At 54.3% G+C, this 19,850-nt stretch carries 15 protein-coding genes and 1 pseudogene; all 16 read left to right on the top strand.

Features of this window, described 5'->3' with window-relative positions; genetic code table 11:
- Positions 1–3,831, top strand: a 3,831-nt coding sequence (locus ACSSVV_RS19505) for a fibronectin type III domain-containing protein (protein ID WP_454106820.1), incomplete at its 5' end; no start/stop codon positions are given.
- 46 nt (positions 3,832–3,877) lie between these two features.
- Complete coding sequence (gene rfbC, locus ACSSVV_RS19510) at positions 3,878–4,423, top strand: dTDP-4-dehydrorhamnose 3,5-epimerase (protein WP_454106821.1); 546 nt, start codon at positions 3,878–3,880, stop codon at positions 4,421–4,423.
- 48 nt (positions 4,424–4,471) lie between these two features.
- Entirely contained in the window at positions 4,472–4,738 is a 267-nt protein-coding gene (locus tag ACSSVV_RS19515; RefSeq protein WP_224850226.1) for a type II toxin-antitoxin system ParD family antitoxin, read from the top strand.
- Positions 4,716–5,003 carry a type II toxin-antitoxin system RelE/ParE family toxin gene (locus ACSSVV_RS19520; protein WP_454106822.1) on the top strand — a complete coding sequence of 96 codons (288 nt, stop codon included), beginning with the start codon at positions 4,716–4,718 and terminating at the stop codon, positions 5,001–5,003. The genes ACSSVV_RS19515 and ACSSVV_RS19520 overlap by 23 nt, the downstream gene beginning before the upstream one ends.
- The gene (locus ACSSVV_RS19525; RefSeq protein ID WP_454106823.1) at positions 5,000–5,962 is read left to right on the top strand and encodes a glycosyltransferase; all 963 of its coding nucleotides are present in this window, start codon (positions 5,000–5,002) and stop codon (positions 5,960–5,962) included. Before ACSSVV_RS19520 ends, ACSSVV_RS19525 begins: the two co-directional genes overlap by 4 nt.
- Before the next feature lie 115 nt (positions 5,963–6,077).
- Positions 6,078–7,916 carry a capsular polysaccharide biosynthesis protein gene (locus tag ACSSVV_RS19530; RefSeq protein ID WP_454106856.1) on the top strand — a complete coding sequence of 613 codons (1,839 nt, stop codon included), beginning with the start codon at positions 6,078–6,080 and terminating at the stop codon, positions 7,914–7,916.
- A gap of 70 nt (positions 7,917–7,986) precedes the next feature.
- Positions 7,987–8,949, top strand: coding sequence for a DHH family phosphoesterase (locus ACSSVV_RS19535; protein ID WP_454106824.1), 963 nt, complete (start codon positions 7,987–7,989; stop codon positions 8,947–8,949).
- A 73-nt stretch (positions 8,950–9,022) separates the two neighbouring features.
- The gene (cysD, locus tag ACSSVV_RS19540) at positions 9,023–9,937 is read left to right on the top strand and encodes a sulfate adenylyltransferase subunit CysD (protein WP_454106825.1); all 915 of its coding nucleotides are present in this window, start codon (positions 9,023–9,025) and stop codon (positions 9,935–9,937) included.
- Positions 9,937–11,945 (top strand): annotated as a pseudogene (gene cysN / locus ACSSVV_RS19545) (sulfate adenylyltransferase subunit CysN). The gene cysD and the pseudogene cysN overlap by 1 nt, the downstream one beginning before the upstream one ends.
- 74 nt (positions 11,946–12,019) lie before the next feature.
- A complete protein-coding gene (locus ACSSVV_RS19550; protein ID WP_454106826.1) occupies positions 12,020–13,786 on the top strand; it encodes an SLC13 family permease in 1,767 nt (588 codons plus the stop codon).
- A gap of 140 nt (positions 13,787–13,926) precedes the next feature.
- Positions 13,927–14,883 (top strand): UDP-glucose 4-epimerase family protein, encoded by a 957-nt coding sequence (locus ACSSVV_RS19555; RefSeq protein WP_454106827.1) that lies wholly within the window; start codon positions 13,927–13,929, stop codon positions 14,881–14,883.
- Positions 14,880–15,437, top strand: coding sequence for a sugar transferase (locus tag ACSSVV_RS19560; RefSeq protein WP_454106828.1), 558 nt, complete (start codon positions 14,880–14,882; stop codon positions 15,435–15,437). Before ACSSVV_RS19555 ends, ACSSVV_RS19560 begins: the two co-directional genes overlap by 4 nt.
- A 5-nt stretch (positions 15,438–15,442) precedes the next feature.
- Entirely contained in the window at positions 15,443–16,768 is a 1,326-nt protein-coding gene (locus ACSSVV_RS19565) for an O-antigen ligase family protein (RefSeq protein ID WP_454106829.1), read from the top strand.
- Positions 16,765–17,988, top strand: a complete 1,224-nt coding sequence (locus ACSSVV_RS19570) for an oligosaccharide flippase family protein (RefSeq protein WP_454106830.1) — start codon at positions 16,765–16,767, stop codon at positions 17,986–17,988. The genes ACSSVV_RS19565 and ACSSVV_RS19570 overlap by 4 nt, the downstream gene beginning before the upstream one ends.
- Complete coding sequence (locus ACSSVV_RS19575; RefSeq protein WP_454106831.1) at positions 17,985–18,767, top strand: glycosyltransferase family A protein; 783 nt, start codon at positions 17,985–17,987, stop codon at positions 18,765–18,767. The genes ACSSVV_RS19570 and ACSSVV_RS19575 overlap by 4 nt, the downstream gene beginning before the upstream one ends.
- Complete coding sequence (locus tag ACSSVV_RS19580) at positions 18,764–19,849, top strand: glycosyltransferase (RefSeq protein ID WP_454106832.1); 1,086 nt, start codon at positions 18,764–18,766, stop codon at positions 19,847–19,849. Before ACSSVV_RS19575 ends, ACSSVV_RS19580 begins: the two co-directional genes overlap by 4 nt.
- The last annotated feature ends 1 nt before the right edge of the window (position 19,850 follow it).

The following is a 19,850-nucleotide window of genomic DNA, read 5'->3' on the forward strand; positions in this document are numbered from 1 at the left end:
ATTCAGCTGCCATTTGTAACCATTACCGGCCAGACGACGGATCAGAATGGGGTTCCGGTAAGCGGTGTGTTGGTGAAGGCCGATGATTATTGGTCGGACAGCTCGGCGTTGGGCCAGTATCAGTTCCGGCAAGTAATGACGAGTGTTGAGTCCGATAGTGATGGCCACTACCGATTTGTTGCTCTCGCCGGCCTCGACGCCCAAACCATCACCCCCCCAACCGGCAGCGGCTTCGCTCAAACGGTCATCTCGGAGATGAACCTGCAGTCCAGCCTGGAGCAGTCCATCATTCTGCCGTTCAACGATGTAATCGCTCCGGTGATCACCTCGGCGCCGCGGGCTACGGATATTACAGATACGGGCGCGGTGATTCAGTGGCAAACCGATGAACCTGCTTCGTCGGTTGTCACCGTGAATGGTGTTGCCCATCGGGTACCCGGCTTCCGCATGTCCCATTCAGTGGCGGTTTCTGGGTTGTCTGCTAGCCAGCTATACAGCGCAACGGTTGCTTCTTCCGATAAAGACGGTAATGGCCCGGTTTCCGGCTCCACGTCGTTCACCACCCAGGCCACGCCAGACATTCAGGTGCCAGTGATTCTAGAGGGGCCGGTGGTCAGTTTTGTTGCCCACGACAGGGCGGTGGTTGAGTGGCGCACCAACGAGCCGGCCACGACGGCACTGGGTTATAGCGTCGCTGATGGTGTGCAACAGGCTATTAAGATCGACGGCTTGCGTAATCAGCACCGGGTTGAGGTGACTGGCCTTCAGCCAGAAACGGTGTATGCGGCGCAGGTGTCCTCTGTGGATGCGGCGGGAAATGGCCCGGTTTCGGGGCAGGTTGGCTTCCAAACGCTGCAGGCGCCAGATACTTCAGCACCGGTTTACGTGAGCGGGCCGGTGATTACCAATATCAGCGCCGATTCGGTAACGGTGGAATGGCAAACCGATGAGCCTTCCGTTAGCGCAATTTCTCTGAACGATGGCACGGAATATCGGGTGGTTCGGGATGAAACTCTAGATACTGAGCATGCAGTGACGGTAACGGGCCTGGCAGCGGCCACGCAGTATACCTATACGGTTTCAGCCACGGATGCCGTTGGTAATGGACCGGCTTTGAGTGGAGAGGATTCGTTCCGTACTCAGGAGCTAGCCGATACTCAGCCACCTTTGGTGACAGAAGCACTGAAAATTGTGGGCATTACTCACCAGTCGGCTGTAGTTCACTGGCGTACTGATGAGCCTGCCGATAGCACGGTGGAGTTCGGTATTACCAGTGGTCAGCTGGGCGAACTGGCCAGTGAATCCAAACTCAAGAACAAGCATGTGGTGCAGCTGACTAATCTGGATAGAGACACGCTGTACTATCTGCGTGCGGTGTCGGTAGACCAGCATGGCAACCGGGTGGTTACGGATGAAGTGAGCTTCACAACGCGAAGTTTGCCGGATTCTGCCAAGCCACATTTCAAGAAGCAGCCGGAAGTAGTGGGTGCCACAGACGAGACCATTACGGTGGCCTGGGAAACCGATGAACCGGCCGATGCCGCTGTAGTGGTTAAATCTGGCAATGGTGATGTGAAGTCCAAGGCGAATGGCAAGAAATCCAATCGCCATACGGTCACTGTCACAGGTTTGGCTGCAGGAGAGAGTTATTCCTACGTGGTAGAAGCCAAGGACAGCTCTGGCAATGTGTCTCGCCATGAGAGCGCGGCGATAGTGGCAGAGGATTTCTGGCAATCGGGTGCGGTTCAGCTGGCCAGGGCGTTGGGCGTTGAAACGGCCAGTGCCGCAACGGCTGTCGCTAAAACAACGGAGGCGCCAGACACCGTTGCGCCGGCATTCCAGCTGGCACCGGAGTTTGTCTGGGCTGACAGCAGCCGGGTAGTTGTGGAATGGATCAGCGATGAGCCAGCCAGTGCCGAATTGCGGTATGGCGTAGCGGGTGCTCTGGACCGGGTGGCTGCAGAGGTGGATGCCGAGCTTGAACATCAGTTGGTTCTGGCGGGGCTACAACCAGGGCTGAGTTATGAGTACGTGCTGATTCTGACGGATGTTGCCGGTAATGAAACCCGGCACACTGGCAGTTTCTCAGCTGCTGCAAGTGCGGACACGCTGGCGCCGTTGATTTCTTCTGTGGTGGATTACCGCCCTGACACCGGAGTTCTGGATCTGGAATTCGCCACTGATGAACTGGCTACTGCAACGGTTCGTTACGGCGTAAAGGGCGGCGACCTGAAGTACTCCATCAGTGTGGTAGGTTATAACCATCTGCACAGTGTTCGGATTGCCGGGCTGGATGCGGCTGTGGATTACGCCTGGGAAATTGAGGCAACAGACCCGGCCGGCAATGAGGCGGTCTATGCATCGGCAGGCCCCGATACGGGCGAAGAAGGCGTAGATGCTGATGGTGATGGAATGCCAGATGCCTTTGAGCTGGCCCATGGCCTGGACCCTGCGGACAGTTCCGATGCCTTGCTGGATGCAGATGGCGACGGGGTCTCGAATCTGGATGAGTATCTGGCGGGCACTGACCCATTGAGTGCGCCAGCTGATGATGAGGAGCCTGCGACGGAAATCAACCAGATTCCGGTAGCGAGCTTGTCTGTGATGCAGAATGGTCTGCAGGTTGCGCTTCCGACCTTGAAGGATGGGTTTGTCAGTGTGCTCGTTGAGGTTAGGGATCCGGATTTCGGGCAATCTCATCAGCTTGACTGGAGTCTGACGGATAACCGGTTGGTTCCGGTGCAGGGATCGAATGCTGAGGCGTTTGTGTTTGATCCGGCGGGATTGGTTGCCGGTGTTTACTTTGTTCGGGTAACGGTTACGGACGATGGTGCTTCGGCTCGTTCGGCTTCCTACGAGCTTCCTCTGAGGCTGATTGAGGGTGACTCCGCAGGCGAAGATGCCAATGGCAATGGTATGCCGGATGCGTTGGACCTGTCTCCGGAGGGCGGCAGGGTTTATGTGCCGGGCCTGGGCGAATTGCAAGCCAGTGAGGGTTTGCGGTTACGGCCCGCGGCTGTTGCGGTAGCGGCTAACCGGTTGACTCCCGTTGTTCGCTGGCATGAGCTGGTGCGTTTTGGCGGGGAAGATGCTCAGCCTGGCCGCTATGTGCTGGATGGTTACTGGCGCTATGAGGATGTGATTGATGTGTCGGTACATGATCTGGTACAGGCTGGTGACTCTGCGCAGATCATGATTCCGCTGCGTGAGCAGGTCAGCACGAGTGGGAGGCTGCGCATTTACCATTCAGACAGGGGCTGGCAAAGCTTCCGGCAGACCATGAATAACCGTATTTTCTCTGCGGTGTCGACGGGCGTAGAGTGCGCGCAACTGCCCCAGGCTGAGTGGCAGTCGGGTTTGACTGAAGGTGCAGATTGCCTGCGGCTATTGATTCAAGACGGCGGGCCAAACGATGTGGACGGCCAGGCGAACGGCGAGGTGCGCATCACCGGTGGTGTAGGTACCGATTTCCAGACTTTCGCAATCCAAAACGACAGGCAGGCACCTTGGTTCACGCGGCCCCCTGTGGCAGCATTCCCACAGCGCGGATTGCCGTCGGTGCAGTTGCAGTGGGCAACCAACGAACCAGTTAGTGTGGATCTCTCGGTGAGCACAAAAGGCTACGAAGCTGAGCGTCAGCTTTCCCTGCCGGCAGCGGCCAGCCATGAAATTCCGCTGACCGGCCTGGTGCCGGGTCGCAGATATGAATACCGGCTGGAACTGACCGACAAAGCGGGTAATCAGGCGAGCTATAACGGGGGCTTTACCGTTCCGTCTGTGCCTTATCGTGATCGCTACCGTCAATCCGGCCGCTCAACATTAAGATTTTGAATCGTAGGGTCAGACCCCACCAACAGTTAAGGAGTACGAAATACCAATGAACTACCAGGCCCTGAGCATTCCTGATGTCGTTCTGTTAACCCCCAATGTATTCGGCGATGACCGCGGCTTCTTCCTGGAAACCTTCCGCCAGAGCGAATTTGAAGAACACTGCGGCAACTACACGTTCGTTCAGGACAACCACAGCAAATCTGCCAAGGGCATTCTGCGCGGTTTGCACTACCAGTTGAACCAGCCCCAGGGCAAGTTGGTGCGGGTAACCCGCGGCGAGGTGTTTGATGTGGCGGTGGATATGCGCAAAAGCTCCCCCACATTCGGCCAGTGGGTTGGCGCACTGCTGAGCGAAGACAACAAGCAGATGCTGTGGGTGCCGCCAGGGTTTGCCCATGCTTTCTACGTAACCAGCGATGAGGCGGAATTCCAGTACAAGTGCACGGATTACTACGCGCCAGGGGATGAGTACTCCATCCGCTGGGATGATCCGGATCTGGCCATTGACTGGCCAATGAAGGGTGAAACGCCTCGGGTGTCTGAGAAAGATGGTAATGGGTTGTTGTTTCGGGATGCGCCGGGTTTTGAGTGATTGTGCTATTCTGCATCAATCGTATGAACTTTGATGCACGGTGAGGTTATGGCGACCATACGCAAGACAATTACGCTGACTGACCAACAAGGTGACTGGGTAAAGTCCCGAATTGCGAGTGGTGGGTTCACCAACGACAGTGAGTATTTCCGCGATTTGATCCGGCAGGATCAGGCTCGTAATGCGGGAATTGAGCAACTCCGGGCAGCACTTGAGGAGGGTGAGCGAAGTGGCATCAGCAATCGCTCACCGCAGGAAATTCGCCAGGCGGCCAGGGAGAGGCTGAAAGCAGATGGCAAACTACCGGCTGAGTAAGAAAGCTGATGAAGATTTTGAATCTATCTATGTCTTTGGTTTGCTGAATTTTGGCCTGATGCAAGCGGACGCTTATGCCGATGGCTTGGAAAACCGCTTCGAGCAAATAGCACTGCAGCCAGATCTGTATCCTGCTATTGATCACATTAAGCCAGGTTACAGATTCAGTGTTTATCAGAGCCACTCAATTTATTATCGGGTCGATAATGCAGGAGTTCTCATTTCCCGCATTTTGCGTAATCAGGATGTTGGAGCGGCGCTATGAGTTCAGGCGTCGCTAGCATCAGGAGTTTCGTCGTTCAGCAAACCGAAAACCCCTCCACAGACTTCTTTATCCGTCCGTTTTTACGCGGGAGTGGCGAGGATGTGCGGTTTCATACCTTTGCCGACATACCGGAGCCGGCAGAGCTTGCCGGTGGCACGGTAATTTTTGTGCGATATATGCCACCTGCCTGGAAAGCGTTGCTGAAACGCCATCCAGCGCAGCGGGTGGTGTTTTTTATGGACGACGACCTGTTTGACTGGCGCGCCTTTCGGGGCATGCCCTGGCATTACCAGCGCAAGTTGTTTCGTCTGGCTTGGCGGCATCAGCGCTGGTTAAGGGAGATTGGCGCGGAGCTTTGGGTGTCGTCGCCCTGGCTGGCGCAGAAGTATGCCAGCTGGAATCCTTCCGTTCTTGAACCCGAAAATCCCCATGGTTTGGTGGCTGAGTTTACCGACCCTCCGATGAAAACCGTTTTCTATCACGGCTCTGCCTCGCACAGGGGGGAATTGGAGTGGTTGATGCCAGTGGTGGAACAGGTGTTGGCGGCCCGTAGCGATGTATGCTTTGAGGTGATTGGCGACCGCAAAGTGCGGGACCGTTTTGCGCATTTGCCAGGTGTGCAGGTGATTCACCCGATGAGCTGGCCAGCCTATAAAGCATTTATCCAGCGCCCCGGCCGAACCATTGGCCTGGCCCCGCTGCTGGACACCCCCTTCAACGCCGCCCGCGCGCCCACCAAGTTCTTCGATATTACCGCTGCTGGCGCAGTGGGTATCTATGCCGATTCGCCGGTATACAAGCGCTTGGTGGAGCATGGCAAAAATGGCTTGTTGCTGCCGATGAATTCACAAAAGGCCTGGGCGGATGCGGTGCTTGAGCTACTCGCGCAGCCTGAGAAAAGACAAGCGCTGCTCAACCATTCTATGAGCCACGAAACAGTAGACCAGCGTGCCGGATAACCACTCCTACCTCACAATCTCCCGAACCCTGTACGCCCTCAAAAACCTGGACGTGTTTACGGAAGGTCCTGTTGTGCGGTACCGCCTTGGACGTTCCATCAAGCCGGCGAGCGCTATGCTTGCCTGGGGGCGAAAGCCTTCCGCTTTCAAGGCGGAGATAGTGGCAAGGAAACTTGGCTTGCCCGTGGTGCGCCTGGAGGATGGCTTTCTACGCTCGGTGGAACCCGGTAACGAGCCGCCTCTGTCGCTGGTGTGGGATGACCAGGGTATTTACTACGATGCCAGCCAACCCTGCCGACTGGATGCATTGCTGGCTCGGCCCCTTGGTCTGGATGAAAAGGCTCGGGCTCGTGATTTGATTCGCCGTTGGCGCGCGGGGCGGGTTTCCAAGTACAACCACGCCCGCGAGAGGAATTACCAGCACCTGAGGCCCTATGTCCTGGTGGTCGACCAAACCTTTGGTGATGCATCGGTGAAGTATGGCCAGGCTGATGCGAGTAGCTTCGACACTATGCTGAAGTCAGCTCTGGAAAGATTTCCGGGGCATCGCATTGTGCTTAAAACCCATCCGGATGTGGTAGCAGGCAGAAAGCTGGGGTATTTCAGCCAATCCGATGAGGCTCAGTCTGAGCGGGTAGAGTGGCTGGGTGACAATGTTCATGCTCCGGCATTGCTGGAACACGCCGATGCGGTGTTCTGCGTAACCTCGCAAATGGGGTTTGAAGCCCTGATGTGGGGCAAGGAAACGCACGTGTTTGGCATGCCATTCTACGCAGGCCGCGGATTAACCGTAGATGCTTTGTCGGCACCGGAATTTCGTGAGCCGGTAAGCCTGGAAACACTTGTGTTTGCCGCGCTGGTGGGTTACCCGCGGTACGTAGATCCAGAGACCGGTCTTCGCTGTGAGCCGGAGCGCATTCTTGATTGGATGGCCTTGCAGCGAGAGCAGCGTGAGCGCTTTCCCGAACAGCTTTATTCGCCCCGTGTGCCTCTGTGGAAGCGCAAGGCGTTAGCACGCTTCCTTGCCGGCAGCGAACTGGTTGACGAGCGCCGGCAGCCCGCGCCGGCCGGTTCCACGCGGGTTGTGTGGGGGCTGGCGGAATCCCGGGAACCGGTAATTCGGGTGGAAGATGGCTTTATTCGTTCGGTGGGTCTTGGTGCAGATTTGGTTCAGCCTCAGTCCTGGGTGATGGATGATGTAGGCATGTATTACGACGCGACGCGGCCATCGCGGCTGGAAGTGATGCTGGAAGAGGGTAACTACGCTCCAGCTTTGCTGGAACGGGCGGCCGAGTTAATCAAGGCCCTGAACCGGACGGGAACGACCAAATACAACACCGGGGCAAGAACCTGGCGCAGGCCGGAGGAAGCTCGGCAGGTGATTCTGGTGCCCGGGCAGGTGGAAAGCGATGCGTCTATCCGGTTTGGTTCTCCGGTGGTGAAATCCAATCTTGAGTTGCTGAAAACCGTTCGTGAGCAGAATCCGGGTGCCTGGGTAATGTACAAACCCCACCCAGACGTGGTGGCCGGTTTACGTAACGCCGGTACTGCCGAGCGAATGGGGGCGCAATGGTGTGATGAGCTGGTTGTAGACCAGGATATGGCGCACCTGTTGGGCCAGGTAGACGAGGTGCATACGATTACCTCACTGACTGGTTTCGAGGCCTTGGCCCGGGGGCTGAAGGTTACTTGCTACGGGCAACCGTTTTACAGCGGATGGGGTTTAACAACGGATATTCACCCTTGCCCGCGCCGAACCCGAAAACGCACCCTGGAGGAACTGGTGGCGGCTGCGCTTATTCTGTACCCCACCTACATCAGCCGGCTAACCGGGAAGTTCGCCACGGTTGAAACCATACTCCGCGAGATTGAGGTGCAAAGGAAGAGCGCGGCGCCGGAAGCTGGTAAACTTCTGCGTGTTTCACGATTCTTGCGGCGGGCGTGGCGTTTCTGAATGGGGTAGCGAAGCTTAATCCAGTCAGCATGCTTGTGCGGCTGACCACACGAGATCAAGTTGGGAAAACATGCAAACCTACGACGTATTCAATGGCGATGCAGATGGCATCTGTGCGCTCATCCAGCTCCGCCTGGCTAATCCCTGCGAATCCTCCCTGATTACTGGTGTAAAGCGAGATATTGCCCTGGCCCGGCAAGTGCCGGTTGATGCGCCAGCCCGGGTAAACATTCTGGATATCAGTCTCGATAAAAACCGCGACGCCGTTGATGGCCTGTTGGCTGCCGGTTGTTCGGTGTTTTATGTAGACCATCATTTCCCCGGCGACACGCTGCCTGATCACCCCGGGTTTACGGCTCTGATTGATACCCAGCCCACTACCTGCACCAGCTTGCTGGTGGATCAGTACCTGAATGGGCGGTTTCATAACTGGGCCATAGCGGCTGCGTTCGGCGATAACCTGAATGCGGTGGGCGAAGCGCTGGCTGCCAAAGCGGGCTTGAGTGCCGAGCAGGCCGAGGCCCTTAAAAATCTGGGCGTGTGCATTAACTACAACGGCTACGGCGCCACGGTGGAGGACTTGCACTTTCACCCGGCGGATTTATACCGGGCGTTTGTGAAGTTTGAGGACCCATTGGATCTGATCGCGTCTGAGCCTGCTGAATGGCAGAAGCTGCGAGAGGGTTATGCGGAGGATATGGCCAAAGGTCTGGCTGCGCCCGTTTTGAACGAAACGGTAACATCTCTTGTTGTAAAACTACCGGATGAGGCTTGGGCGCGGCGAGTAAGCGGCGTGTTAGGCAACGAGTTGGCCAATCGGAACCCTGAGAAAGCCTGTGCCATTGTGACCGAGAAGCCAGGTGGCCATTACCTGGTGAGTATCCGTGCACCGTTGGGTAACCGCACAGGCGCTGATGAAGTCGCCCGGCAGTTTCCGACCGGTGGCGGGCGCAAGGCGGCCGCAGGCATTAATGAGCTGCCGGCAGGGCAGCTGGAAAAGTTTATGGGCTTAATGGCCGAGTTTTGGCGTTAAGCGATAACGCCAGGCAGGGCTGCTCGCCCTTCGAGAGCCCGCAAGAATCTTGATTCAGAGTACGGATGCAATAATGACACTAACCCCCCCCAAGAAAACCCACCTCAAACAGCTTGAGGCGGAATCGATTCATATCATTCGCGAAGTGGCCGCCGAGTTTGATAACCCGGTGATGCTCTATTCCATCGGCAAAGACTCTGCTGTGATGCTGCACCTGGCCATGAAGGCCTTCGCGCCCGGTAAGCCGCCGTTTCCGCTGATGCATGTAGATACCACCTGGAAGTTCCGGGAGATGATTACCTTCCGGGACAAGATGGCCGAGAAGCTGGGTATGAAACTGATCGTTCATACCAACCAGGAAGGCGTGGAGCAGGGCATCGGGCCGTTTACCCATGGCAGTGCCAAGCACACCGATGTAATGAAGACTCAAGCGTTGAAGCAGGCGTTAGACAAATTCGGTTTTGATGCTGCTTTCGGCGGTGCCCGCCGGGATGAGGAGAAGTCCAGGGCCAAGGAACGGGTGTATTCCTTCCGCGACAAGTTCCACCGCTGGGATCCGAAGAATCAGCGTCCGGAATTGTGGAATTTGTACAACGGCAAGGTGAACAAGGGGGAAAGCATTCGCGTGTTCCCGCTCTCCAACTGGACGGAACTGGATATCTGGCAGTACATCTATCTGGAAAATATTGACATTGTGCCTCTGTACTATGCGGCGGAGCGCCCGGTGGTGGAACGTGATGGCACATTGATCATGGTCGATGACGACCGCATGCCGCTGGAGCCGGGCGAGCAGCCGATGATGAAGATGGTGCGTTTCCGTACTCTAGGCTGCTACCCGCTGACCGGTGCGGTGGAATCTGAGGCGGCGACCTTGCCGGACATTATTCAGGAAATGCTGTTGACCACTACCTCGGAACGTCAGGGCCGCGTGATTGATCACGATGGTGCAGCATCCATGGAGCAGAAGAAGCGGGAGGGGTATTTCTAATGTCGCACGCATCGGTTTTGATTGAGAAAGACATCCTCGCGTACCTGGATCAGCACGAAAACAAAGACCTTTTGCGGTTTTTAACCTGTGGCAGTGTGGACGACGGAAAATCCACCCTGATTGGCCGCTTGCTGTTCGATTCCAAGCTGATTTTTGAAGACCACCTGGCGGCGTTGCATAAGGATAATGAGCGTCAGGGCAATGCGGGAGAAGCTCTGGATTTGGCGCTGCTGGTTGATGGCCTGGCTTCGGAGCGAGAGCAGGGCATTACCATTGATGTGGCGTACCGGTACTTCAGTACCGACAAACGCAAATTCATCATCGCGGATTGCCCGGGCCACGAGCAGTACACCCGCAACATGGCCACCGGGGCGTCTACCTGTGATCTCGCCGTGGTGATGATCGACGCTCGTAAAGGCGTGCTCACCCAGTCCCGCCGTCACAGCTTTATTGTCAGCTTGCTGGGCCTGAAGCATGTCGTCGTGGCGATTAACAAGATGGATTTGGTGGAATTCAGCGAAGAGCGATTTAACGAGATCCGCGCCGAATACCAGAAGCTGGCCGATCAGTTGGGGCTGCAAGACGTATACTACGTGCCAATTTCCGCCCTGAATGGCGATAACGTGGTGAACCGAAGCGAGCACACGCCCTGGTACCACGGCGAGACTCTGATGACCATTCTGGAGCAGGTAGAGCTGCGCAAAGACCAGAACGTGGAAGATTTCCGCTTTCCGGTGCAGTTCGTAAACCGCCCGAACCTGGATTTTCGTGGGTATTGTGGCACGGTTGCCAGTGGTGTGGTGCACAAGGGGGACGAGCTGGCGGTGCTGCCGTCTGGCAAGACGTCTCGGGTGAAGGGTATCCACACTTATGAGGGCGAGATTCCACGGGCATGGCCTGGTGATGCGGTGACCATTACGCTGGAAGACGAAATCGACATTTCCCGGGGCGACCTGTTGGTACACGCCAACCAGAAACCGGCAATGGGCCAGCGGTTTGCTGCCCACGTGGTTTGGATGAATGAGAAGGCGTTGGTGCCTGGCCGGGAATACGGCATCAAGATCGGCACCAAAGTGACTGGCTGCTTTGTGAACAAGGTGTTGGAAGAGGTAGATGTAAATACCTTGGAGCGCAATACCAACGTAGCCAGCGGCCTGGAATTGAACGCCATTGGTCTGTGCGATGTGGAGTTGTCGGAGCCTGTGGTAGTTGAAGATTACCAGATGCACCCGGGCACCGGCGCTTTTATCCTGATTGATCGCCTTACTAATGTGACAGTGGCTGCAGGTATGGTGGCGCAGGCATTGGATGGGGCTGGTGAGGCACCCAAGCGTGAATATACTGAAGCCGAGCGGAACCTGAACCGGTTTATCCGCGAGAATTATCCGGAATGGGGCTGTAAAGCAGTATGAGCAACATAGTCTGGCACGATCATAAAGTTACCCGCGCCGAGCGTTCCGCCAACAAGAACCAGAAGCCTTGCCTGCTCTGGTTTACTGGGCTGAGTGGCAGCGGTAAATCCACTATTGCCAATGCGTTGGACGTGGCCTTGCACGAGCGGGGTTACCATACCTTCCTTCTGGACGGCGACAACGTACGCCATGGCTTGTGTAGCGATCTGGGCTTTTCCGATGACGACCGGGTGGAGAATATCCGCCGGGTTGGTGAGGTGTGCAAACTCTTTGCGGACGCAGGCCTCATCGTGATGAGTGCCTTTATCTCTCCGTTCACCAGTGATCGCCGTATGGTGCGTAAGCTGTTTCCGGCAGGTGAATTCATTGAGGTGTTCATGGATGCTCCGCTGGAAACCTGCGAATCCCGGGATCCGAAAGGGCTTTACAAGAAAGCCCGCGCTGGCGAGATCAAGCATTTCACCGGCATTGATTCGCCCTACGAAGTACCCTCACACCCTGAAATCCGTCTGGATACCTCCCGGAATTCGGTCGACGAATGCGTGGACTCGTTGATTGCTTATCTTCAAAAAAGAGAGCTAATCAATCGGAAATAACGGGGAAGAGCCGCGGACATTTGGTGCCGCGAAATGTCTTGGGGGACTGACCCCGGCATGGAGTAGTTGAACGGATGGAATGGCAGGCTGTTTTTACGCTGATGATGCTAGTGGGGGTGCTTGGCACGTTGGCGCTTACGCGGGTATCGGCGGATCTCGTGTTAATGTCTGCGTTAGCCCTGTTGCTGGTGTTCGGCATCCTTGGGCCGTTAGAGGCATTAGCGGGATTTGCCAACCCGGGTGTGATTACCATCGCTACCCTGTATGTGGTGGCTGCTGGCTTGAAGGAGACGGGAGCGGTGCAGTGGATTGCCCGCTTGTTGCTGGGCCACCCCAAAACCCAGCGAGGTGCGCAATTACGCATGATTGCGCCAACCGGCGTGTTGAGTGGCTTTATGAACAATACGGCCGTGGTGGCCATGTTTATTCCCGCCATTCAGGACTGGGCCCAGCGTCTGGGGATTCCCGCCTCTAAGCTTCTGCTGCCGTTGAGTTATGCGGCTATTCTTGGCGGCACTTGTACCCTGATTGGTACCAGTACCAACCTGGTGGTGGATGGCATGCTCCAGAGCCGGCTGGGTATTAACCTTGGGTTGTTTGAGTTGGCTTGGGTGGGCGTTCCGCTTTTGGTGGTTGGTGGCGCTTTTCTGGTGTTGGTTGGTCACCGTTTGTTGCCAGACCGAGGTGGGCTCAGCGAAGAGTTGGACCAAGTTCGTGAGTATGGGGTAGAGGTAGAGGTGGAGAGCCCTGGCCCATTGGTGGGAAAAACCATCGCCCAGGCAGGTCTGCGGGCACTGACCTATGGTTACCTCACGGAAATTGATCGGGATGGACGGTTGATTACCGCTGTTGAGCCCGATAGAACACTGCAGGCAGGCGATAAGCTGTATTTCGTAGGAGCGCCTGAGTGCGCCAGTGAGCTTCGGCGTATTCAAGGTTTGAAGCCCGCCAATGGCAGCGTTCACAAGCTGGAAATGGAAAATCATCAGCGCTGCCTGGTGGAAGTGGTTCTGGGCCCGGAATTCCCGGCACTGAACAAGACCATTCGCGATAGCCGTTTTCGGACGCGCTTCAATGCCGTGATTTTATCGGTCTCCCGGGAGGGCAAGCGGGTGCCGGGCAAACTTGGGGACATTACCTTCCGAATGGGGGATACCCTGTTACTGGAGGCTAGCCATCAATTTGTTGAGCAGTACCGGTTCCGCCGGGACTTTCTGCTGGTAAGTGCACTAAACGATTCAACGCCGCCGGATTTCCGCAAGGCGCCCAGGGCGCTGGGTATCCTGGCAGTGATGGTGCTGTTGAGCGCGTCTGGATTGTTGTCGATTCTGGAGGCGGCTTTTATCGCGGCCGGCGCGATGATTGTAAGCGGTTGCCTCACGGCCAGCCGTGCCAGGCGCAGTGTCGATTTGCCGGTGTTGGTGGTGATTGCGGCGTCCTTTGCCTTGGGCAACGCCATGACCGAGACAGGTGCTGCTCAATGGGTGGCGGGTTTGTTGTTGGGGTGGGGGCCGCTGACGCCCTGGGTGGCACTGGCTATGGTGTATGTGCTGACGGCTGTGTTTACCGAGGTGATTACCAATAACGCCGCCGCCGTGCTGATGTTTCCTATTGCGATGGCCGTCTCCGAGCAGCTGGGGGTGAGTGTACTACCGTTCGCTATCGCCGTGATGTTCGCCGCTTCCGCTTCTTTCATTACGCCCTTGGGCTATCAGACTAACTTGATGGTTTATGGGCCTGGGCGTTATCGGTTTTTGGATTATGTGCGTATTGGTGTACCACTTAGTCTCCTTGTAGGAGTGATAGCTATTTCGACGATTCCTTTGGTTTGGGAGCTCTGACCATCTAACCGCCCGCCCAAGATTTATGCCACGTAACTGAATTTCTGAAACGTATCCCGTACACTTCGCCTTTCATAGCAATCCGTCAAAATTTGGCGTCTAAAAACAATCTTATCAACGGTCGTTGCTCATCATAGGTTATGGCGCGCATGAATGTTCTGCTAACCGGTGCAACTGGATTTCTGGGAAAACACCTTTCTAAACGCCTTGAGCAAAGCGGGGTTCGCGATTTGCATTGTGCCGTACGAAAGTCTGGTTCGTGCGCTGTTGGTCGTGAATTTGTTATCGGTGAACTTGGCGCTACTACAAAGTTCGCCGACGCTTTAGAGGGGGTTGAGCTCGTTGTTCACGTAGCGGCCCGCTCACATGTTATGAAGGATGAAGCTTCCGACCCTTTGGCCGAGTATCGAAGGGTGAACGTAGAAGGCACCCTTAACCTTGCGCGCCAGGCTGCTGCGAGAGGTGTTCGGCGGTTTATTTTTATTAGTTCAATCAAGGTTAATGGAGAGCTTTCAGAGGAAGGGCGGCCTTTCTCTCCCGGTGATGTTCCGGCCCCAGAAGACGATTACGGCGTTTCAAAGTGGGAAGCCGAACAGGGGTTGAGGGCTATTGCTGGGGAAACCGGCATGGAGTTTGTTATCATCCGCCCCCCCCTCGTTTATGGGCCGAGTGTTAAGGGCAATTTTGCCAGTATGGTAAAACTGGTACAGAAAGGCGTGCCACTGCCGTTTGGCGCCATTCAGAACAAGAGATCGCTCGTGGGGGTAGACAATCTGGTTGATTTGATTGTCGCTTGCATGGATCATCCTGCAGCTGCCAATCAAACGTTTATGGTCAGTGATGGTCACGACATTTCTACACCTGAACTGCTCCGCGGGTTGGGGCGCGCGGCCGGAATCCCTGCTCGCTTGCTGCCACTTCCAGCAGGGATGTTGATGTTTGGCGCCACGGCTTTAGGTAAGCGGGCGGTTGCGCAAAGATTGCTGGGCTCTCTACAGGCGGATATTTCTCTTACCCGAGCTCGGCTGGGCTGGGAACCACCGGTGTCGGTCGAGGAAGGGCTGAGGCGCTGTTTCACTTCGGAGAATCGGTTTTGATTCGGATTTTTGATCTGGTTTTTTCGGCTTTGGGGCTGATCGTGGGTTTACCTGTGTTGCTACTTTTAGTGGTTATCGGTTTCTTTGATACCGGCTCTCCTATTTTCAGGCAGGAGCGGGTAGGCCGGAACAAAAAGCCCTTTACATTGGTTAAGTTCCGAACCATGAGGAAAGACACTGCTTCTGTCGCCAGTCATTTGGCTAGTGCGGATGCCATCACACCCTTTGGTCGTTTTTTGCGGCGCACCAAGCTGGATGAACTGCCCCAGTTATGGAACGTTCTCAAGGGAGAAATGAGCTTGGTCGGCCCGCGGCCCTGCTTGTTCAGTCAGGACGAATTGATTGCCCAGCGAGAGAGTCGTGGTGTGCTTTTTGCGAGGCCTGGTATTACGGGATTGGCCCAAGTGAATGATATCGATATGTCTACTCCTGCGCTTTTGGCTGAAACCGATGCAAAAATGCTTAAGGGGCTAACCGTAGGGGCGTACTTCAAGTACATTCTGCTGACGATTTCTGGTAAAGGTTCGGGCGACAGAGTGCCGGGGAAGGATTAAGCGACGTGTCTTCCGAAAGCTCCTCGGCATTCTCCGCTAATCACAGCCGTGCCCCTTTAATAGCGTTTGCACTGTTTATAACGGTATCCGGGTTGGCTGGGATAAAGCTGGTAATAGGCGCTCCGCTTCATTGGGCTTTGGTATTAACGGCAATTCTGGCGTGGGCTCTGTTTCGTGCAGAACCACTGCTGAATGCCGTTGTCGCTCCGTTTGCCGGATTGGTCTCCCGGGCGCCTGCGTGGTTGTTGTTTTGGGGGGCCTGGGTTTGCTTTTGCCTCGGGATTTTAATTGCCGGTTGGGTGAATGATGGGGCCGGTATTTACACAGTGCCTAAATATTTGGCGCTTATGGGATTCTTGTGGCTGCTGGTTTCCTTTGTACCTAAAACCGAAGAACTCGTCGGTGGATTGTACCTCTTGGCAGCGGTTGGGGGAGTTGGGTTCGCAATAGTCTGGCTGGGCGGATTCTCCGACTGGCTGGTACTTCCGCCGAAGCGCTATGGTTGGGCGTTGTTACCGCCGGGCGTTCTTTGGAAAGCGGGGGTTTTCTTGATACCCCCGCTGTGTTGGGTTTTGCTCAACAGGCGCTACCCTTCGAAGCGTCAATGGGGCTTTTTTTTTCTCGCATGTGCTTTGGTGGGGTTGGACGGGTCAAGAACCGCTGCCCTGCTTGCGGCGATGATTTGGCTGCTGTTTTCCGTGTTGGTCTGTTGCCGTTTCGGGCTAAGTAATGCGCCCGTTAAGCGTGCGCTTATCATCGCTGTATGGATGTTGGTTCTTATTGGTGGGATCAATCCTTCACCTTGGAATCCGGTTATTCATGTTTACTCGGTACTTGGCGAACTGGTACCGAATTACCCGGGCTCTGGAACAGAGGCCGGGAATGGCTTGATCCAGCCTGGCCGGGAATTAGGCGGTGACAGTATCCGCACTGCCATGTTGATAGAGGGGGTTCGCGGGGTACAGGAGCATTTTCTGTTGGGGAGCGGTTTTGGTACCACAGTCGCTCAGACTGAAAGTATGGATTCTCCTATGGTGGTGCATATGACCTATCTGCAGGTTTTGGCAGATACCGGGCTGCTCGGTTTTCTGGGTTATATGGGAATTTTTCTTGTTCCGTTATGGTACTTTTTTTTAGCGATGCGAAGGGCCAATGACTCCTGGTCGCTCTTTGATGAAAATGCACTGCCACTGGGCATTGTTGGCATCTATATGTTCAGCAGTTTATTGCATCCGATAAGTAACGAAATATCCGAGTGGGCAGTTGTTCTGCCGGCTCTGGCGATGTTGTTCAAAGCCACGGAGCGCTTTGAGAGCGCATCACGTTCGTGAAAAGAGTTTTGTCTAACAGCGTGTGGCTCACCGCCGCGCATCTGTCTGGTTTCGTCATCCCTTTATTGGAGTTACCAATTCTGACCCGGGCGTTAGGCCCTGAGGTTTATGGGGCCGTGCTTTTTGCACTTTCTCTTGCCCTGGCTTTTTCCCTGGTTGTGGAATACGGCTTTAATCTCAGTGCATCGCGGGAAGTAGCTGTGTCGGTCGGAGATCCAGAGCGGATTGCCCAGATCGTCGGTAATGTCTTCCTTGCTAAGTTGATAATTGCTCTGCTCGTTGTGTCTTTGTCGTTTTTGGCGATGTTAGTTTTGGGGCTGCCTGCGGCATTGTCGATTGATTTAATTTTACCGGCCGGATTATTTTTTTTAGCGTTCGGTTTTAGTCCGTTTTGGTACTTTCAGGGCACAGAACAGATGGTTGGGCCGGTGTTGTTGAATCTGGCTCTACGGGTTGTTGCGTTGGTCGGCCTCTGGATATTTGTAAGCGAACCCACTGATGGCGCATTGGCGTTGTACATTCTTGCCGTCGCCGGGCTGGTGAATACTGGACTGACCTCAGCGTGGGTTTTTCGTGAAATTGGCAAACCCACATGTAACATGCGGAGTGCTCTTGTTCAGATTAATGAAGGGTGGCATACATTTATGTACCGGAGCGCGAACGATGTTTTAATGAGCGCTTCCCCCGCAGTTCTCGGATTGGCATCAAGCAAGTATGAGACAGGAATCTTTGTGCCTGCGGAGAAGCTGGTGAAAGCAGCGGCAGGGATGGCGATGCCGATTTTAACGGCTTTCTTTCCATTTTTTTCGAAACAATATGCAGATGGAGGGGCTGCTCGGGGGTGGTTGCTCGTGTTTGTTATGACTGCACTGGCCGCCGTAGGTGCTGGCCTCCTTGTATGGCTGTCGCCGTGGCTTATTTTGGTTCTGGCGGGCGATGAATTTGTCGAATCGGTTGAACTGATAACCTGGTTTGCGGCTTTGATTCCTTTGCGTGTATTCAATCAGTCTCTCGGGCTATCGGTACTGATACCCCAAGGCAGAGACAGATCCGCAGGTTATAGCCTCATGTTTTCTGCTTTGATCGCAATGTGCATGGGGTACATGCTTGCGACCGTTTTTGGAGCAATTGGGATGGTGTGGGGGCTTTTGATCGGTGAGACATTGCTTTTGGTTCTTCTTATTTTTGCAGCCATCAAACTGAATTTGGGCTATCGATGATTACTATTCTTACTCCGACCTTCAATCGTGCTCACACCTTACCAAGACTGTTTGAAAGTTTGATGAAACAATCAGTCGCAGAATTCGAATGGCTGATAGTGGATGATGGTAGTACGGATGAAACACAGGGCTTAGTCGAGTGTTTTCAGCGGCTAGCCCCCTTTAAAACCAGATATCTGGCTAAGGAAAATGGTGGGAAACATACGGCACTGAATGAGGGAGTGCGTGCCGCTTTTGGTGATTGGATTTTTATAGTTGATAGCGACGACTTTTTAATTGAAGGTGCTATTAAAAAAATATACTCGGACATTCATGATACGGGTAAAAATAGTGTGGTTGGCCTTTGTTATCGGAGAATGTTTGAGTCTGGTTCTTTTATAGGTGTTGAGCATAAGCAGATGGGTCCCTGTACTCTGAGCCCAACTGAGGCGTCCCACTTTTTTAAGGGCGATCTAGCCTATATTTTCAGGCGAGCAACAATGCTTCTTCATCCGTTTCCGGTTATTGCTGGGGAGAAGTTCGTACCGGAATTACTCATTTGGAATCAGATTTCTGACGAGGGGGATATCATTTATTTTCCTGATAAATCCGTCTATGTTTGTGAATATTTAGAGGATGGCTACTCCCAGAATTTTAAGCGTAACTTGCGAATGAACCCCCGGGGTTTCGGTATCCATTACTTGGCTCAGATGGGTAGGGAAAAACGATTGACCTATAAAGCTAAGTGTTTAATTCGATATCTGCAGTGTAGATGGTTTGCCTGGAGGGATGCTGGGTGAAAATCCTTTTGGTCATAACCGGGTTAGGTGTTGGTGGAGCTGAACGACAAATTTGTGATCTCGCGGACGGATTCAGTCGTTTGGGGCATGAAGTAAGGTTGCTATATTTGACTGGATCAGCAGATGTTAAGCCACTCTCATCGGAGGTGGTGGTGCGAGGGTTAGGTATGGGGAAAAATCCTCTTAGTTTCTTGGTTAGTATGGCAGCGTTAATAAAGGAACTTGAGGCTTTTGAACCCGACGTAGTTCACAGTCATATGTTTCACGCAAACATTCTTGCAAGGCTAGCTCGGTTGAGATGTTTTATACCTCGATTGATTTCAACTGCCCATAGCACATCAGAGGGCGGGAGGTTGAGGTCTGTTCTTTACCGGATAACGGACTCTCTTGCTGATATCTCAACCAATGTAAGCGAAGCGGCTGTAAAGGCCTTTGTTAAGAGTGGCGCAGCCCCTAATGGACGTATGATTGCTGTTTACAATGGTATAGATCTGTCCCGTTTTGATCGGGTAAATCCTGAAGCCGAATTGAATGCACGTAACGAATTTCGACTTTTGGCAGTTGGTCGTCTTCAACCTGAAAAAGATTACCCTAACCTGCTGAAAGCATTTAAGTTATTGTCATCAAAATGCGCAGGAATAAAGCTTAGGCTTGATATTGTTGGTGAAGGTGGGGAACGCAACAATTTAGAGAAGATGGCAAGGGATTTTGGGATTGATTCTCGGGTGAATTTTTTGGGGATACGGGCTGATGTTCCAGAGTTGATGAAGCAAGCAGATATTTTCGTTTTATCTTCGGCCTGGGAAGGGTTCGGCCTTGTTGTTGCAGAAGCGATGGCTTGTAGCCGGAGGGTTGTTGCCACTGATTGTGGCGGTGTCTCGGAAGTGCTTGGTGGCAACGGCATTCTTGTGGCGCCACACGATCATCGAGAGCTGGCCCATGGAATTCAAAAGGCACTTGCAATGTCGCCGGATGAATCTGAGAGGTTAGGGGATAGCGCAAGAAGGCATGTTGAACAGACTTTTAGCATGGATGCAGTCTTGTCGCGCTGGGAAGAATTGTATGCGGCCGGAGTAAGGTAAC

The sequence above is a fragment of the Marinobacter sp. MBR-105 genome, assembly GCF_053628895.1.

Excerpts from the sequence above, each read along its gene's own strand:
- rfbC (WP_454106821.1), top strand. The coding sequence starts at position 3,878 with ATGAACTACCAGGCCCTGAGCATTCCTGATGTCGTTCTGTTAACCCCC.
- ACSSVV_RS19515 (WP_224850226.1), top strand. The coding sequence starts at position 4,472 with ATGGCGACCATACGCAAGACAATTACGCTGACTGACCAACAAGGTGAC.
- ACSSVV_RS19520 (WP_454106822.1), top strand. The coding sequence starts at position 4,716 with ATGGCAAACTACCGGCTGAGTAAGAAAGCTGATGAAGATTTTGAATCT.
- ACSSVV_RS19525 (WP_454106823.1), top strand. The coding sequence starts at position 5,000 with ATGAGTTCAGGCGTCGCTAGCATCAGGAGTTTCGTCGTTCAGCAAACC.
- ACSSVV_RS19530 (WP_454106856.1), top strand. The coding sequence starts at position 6,078 with ATGCTTGCCTGGGGGCGAAAGCCTTCCGCTTTCAAGGCGGAGATAGTG.
- ACSSVV_RS19535 (WP_454106824.1), top strand. The coding sequence starts at position 7,987 with ATGCAAACCTACGACGTATTCAATGGCGATGCAGATGGCATCTGTGCG.
- cysD (WP_454106825.1), top strand. The coding sequence starts at position 9,023 with ATGACACTAACCCCCCCCAAGAAAACCCACCTCAAACAGCTTGAGGCG.
- ACSSVV_RS19550 (WP_454106826.1), top strand. The coding sequence starts at position 12,020 with ATGGAATGGCAGGCTGTTTTTACGCTGATGATGCTAGTGGGGGTGCTT.
- ACSSVV_RS19555 (WP_454106827.1), top strand. The coding sequence starts at position 13,927 with ATGGCGCGCATGAATGTTCTGCTAACCGGTGCAACTGGATTTCTGGGA.
- ACSSVV_RS19575 (WP_454106831.1), top strand. The coding sequence starts at position 17,985 with ATGATTACTATTCTTACTCCGACCTTCAATCGTGCTCACACCTTACCA.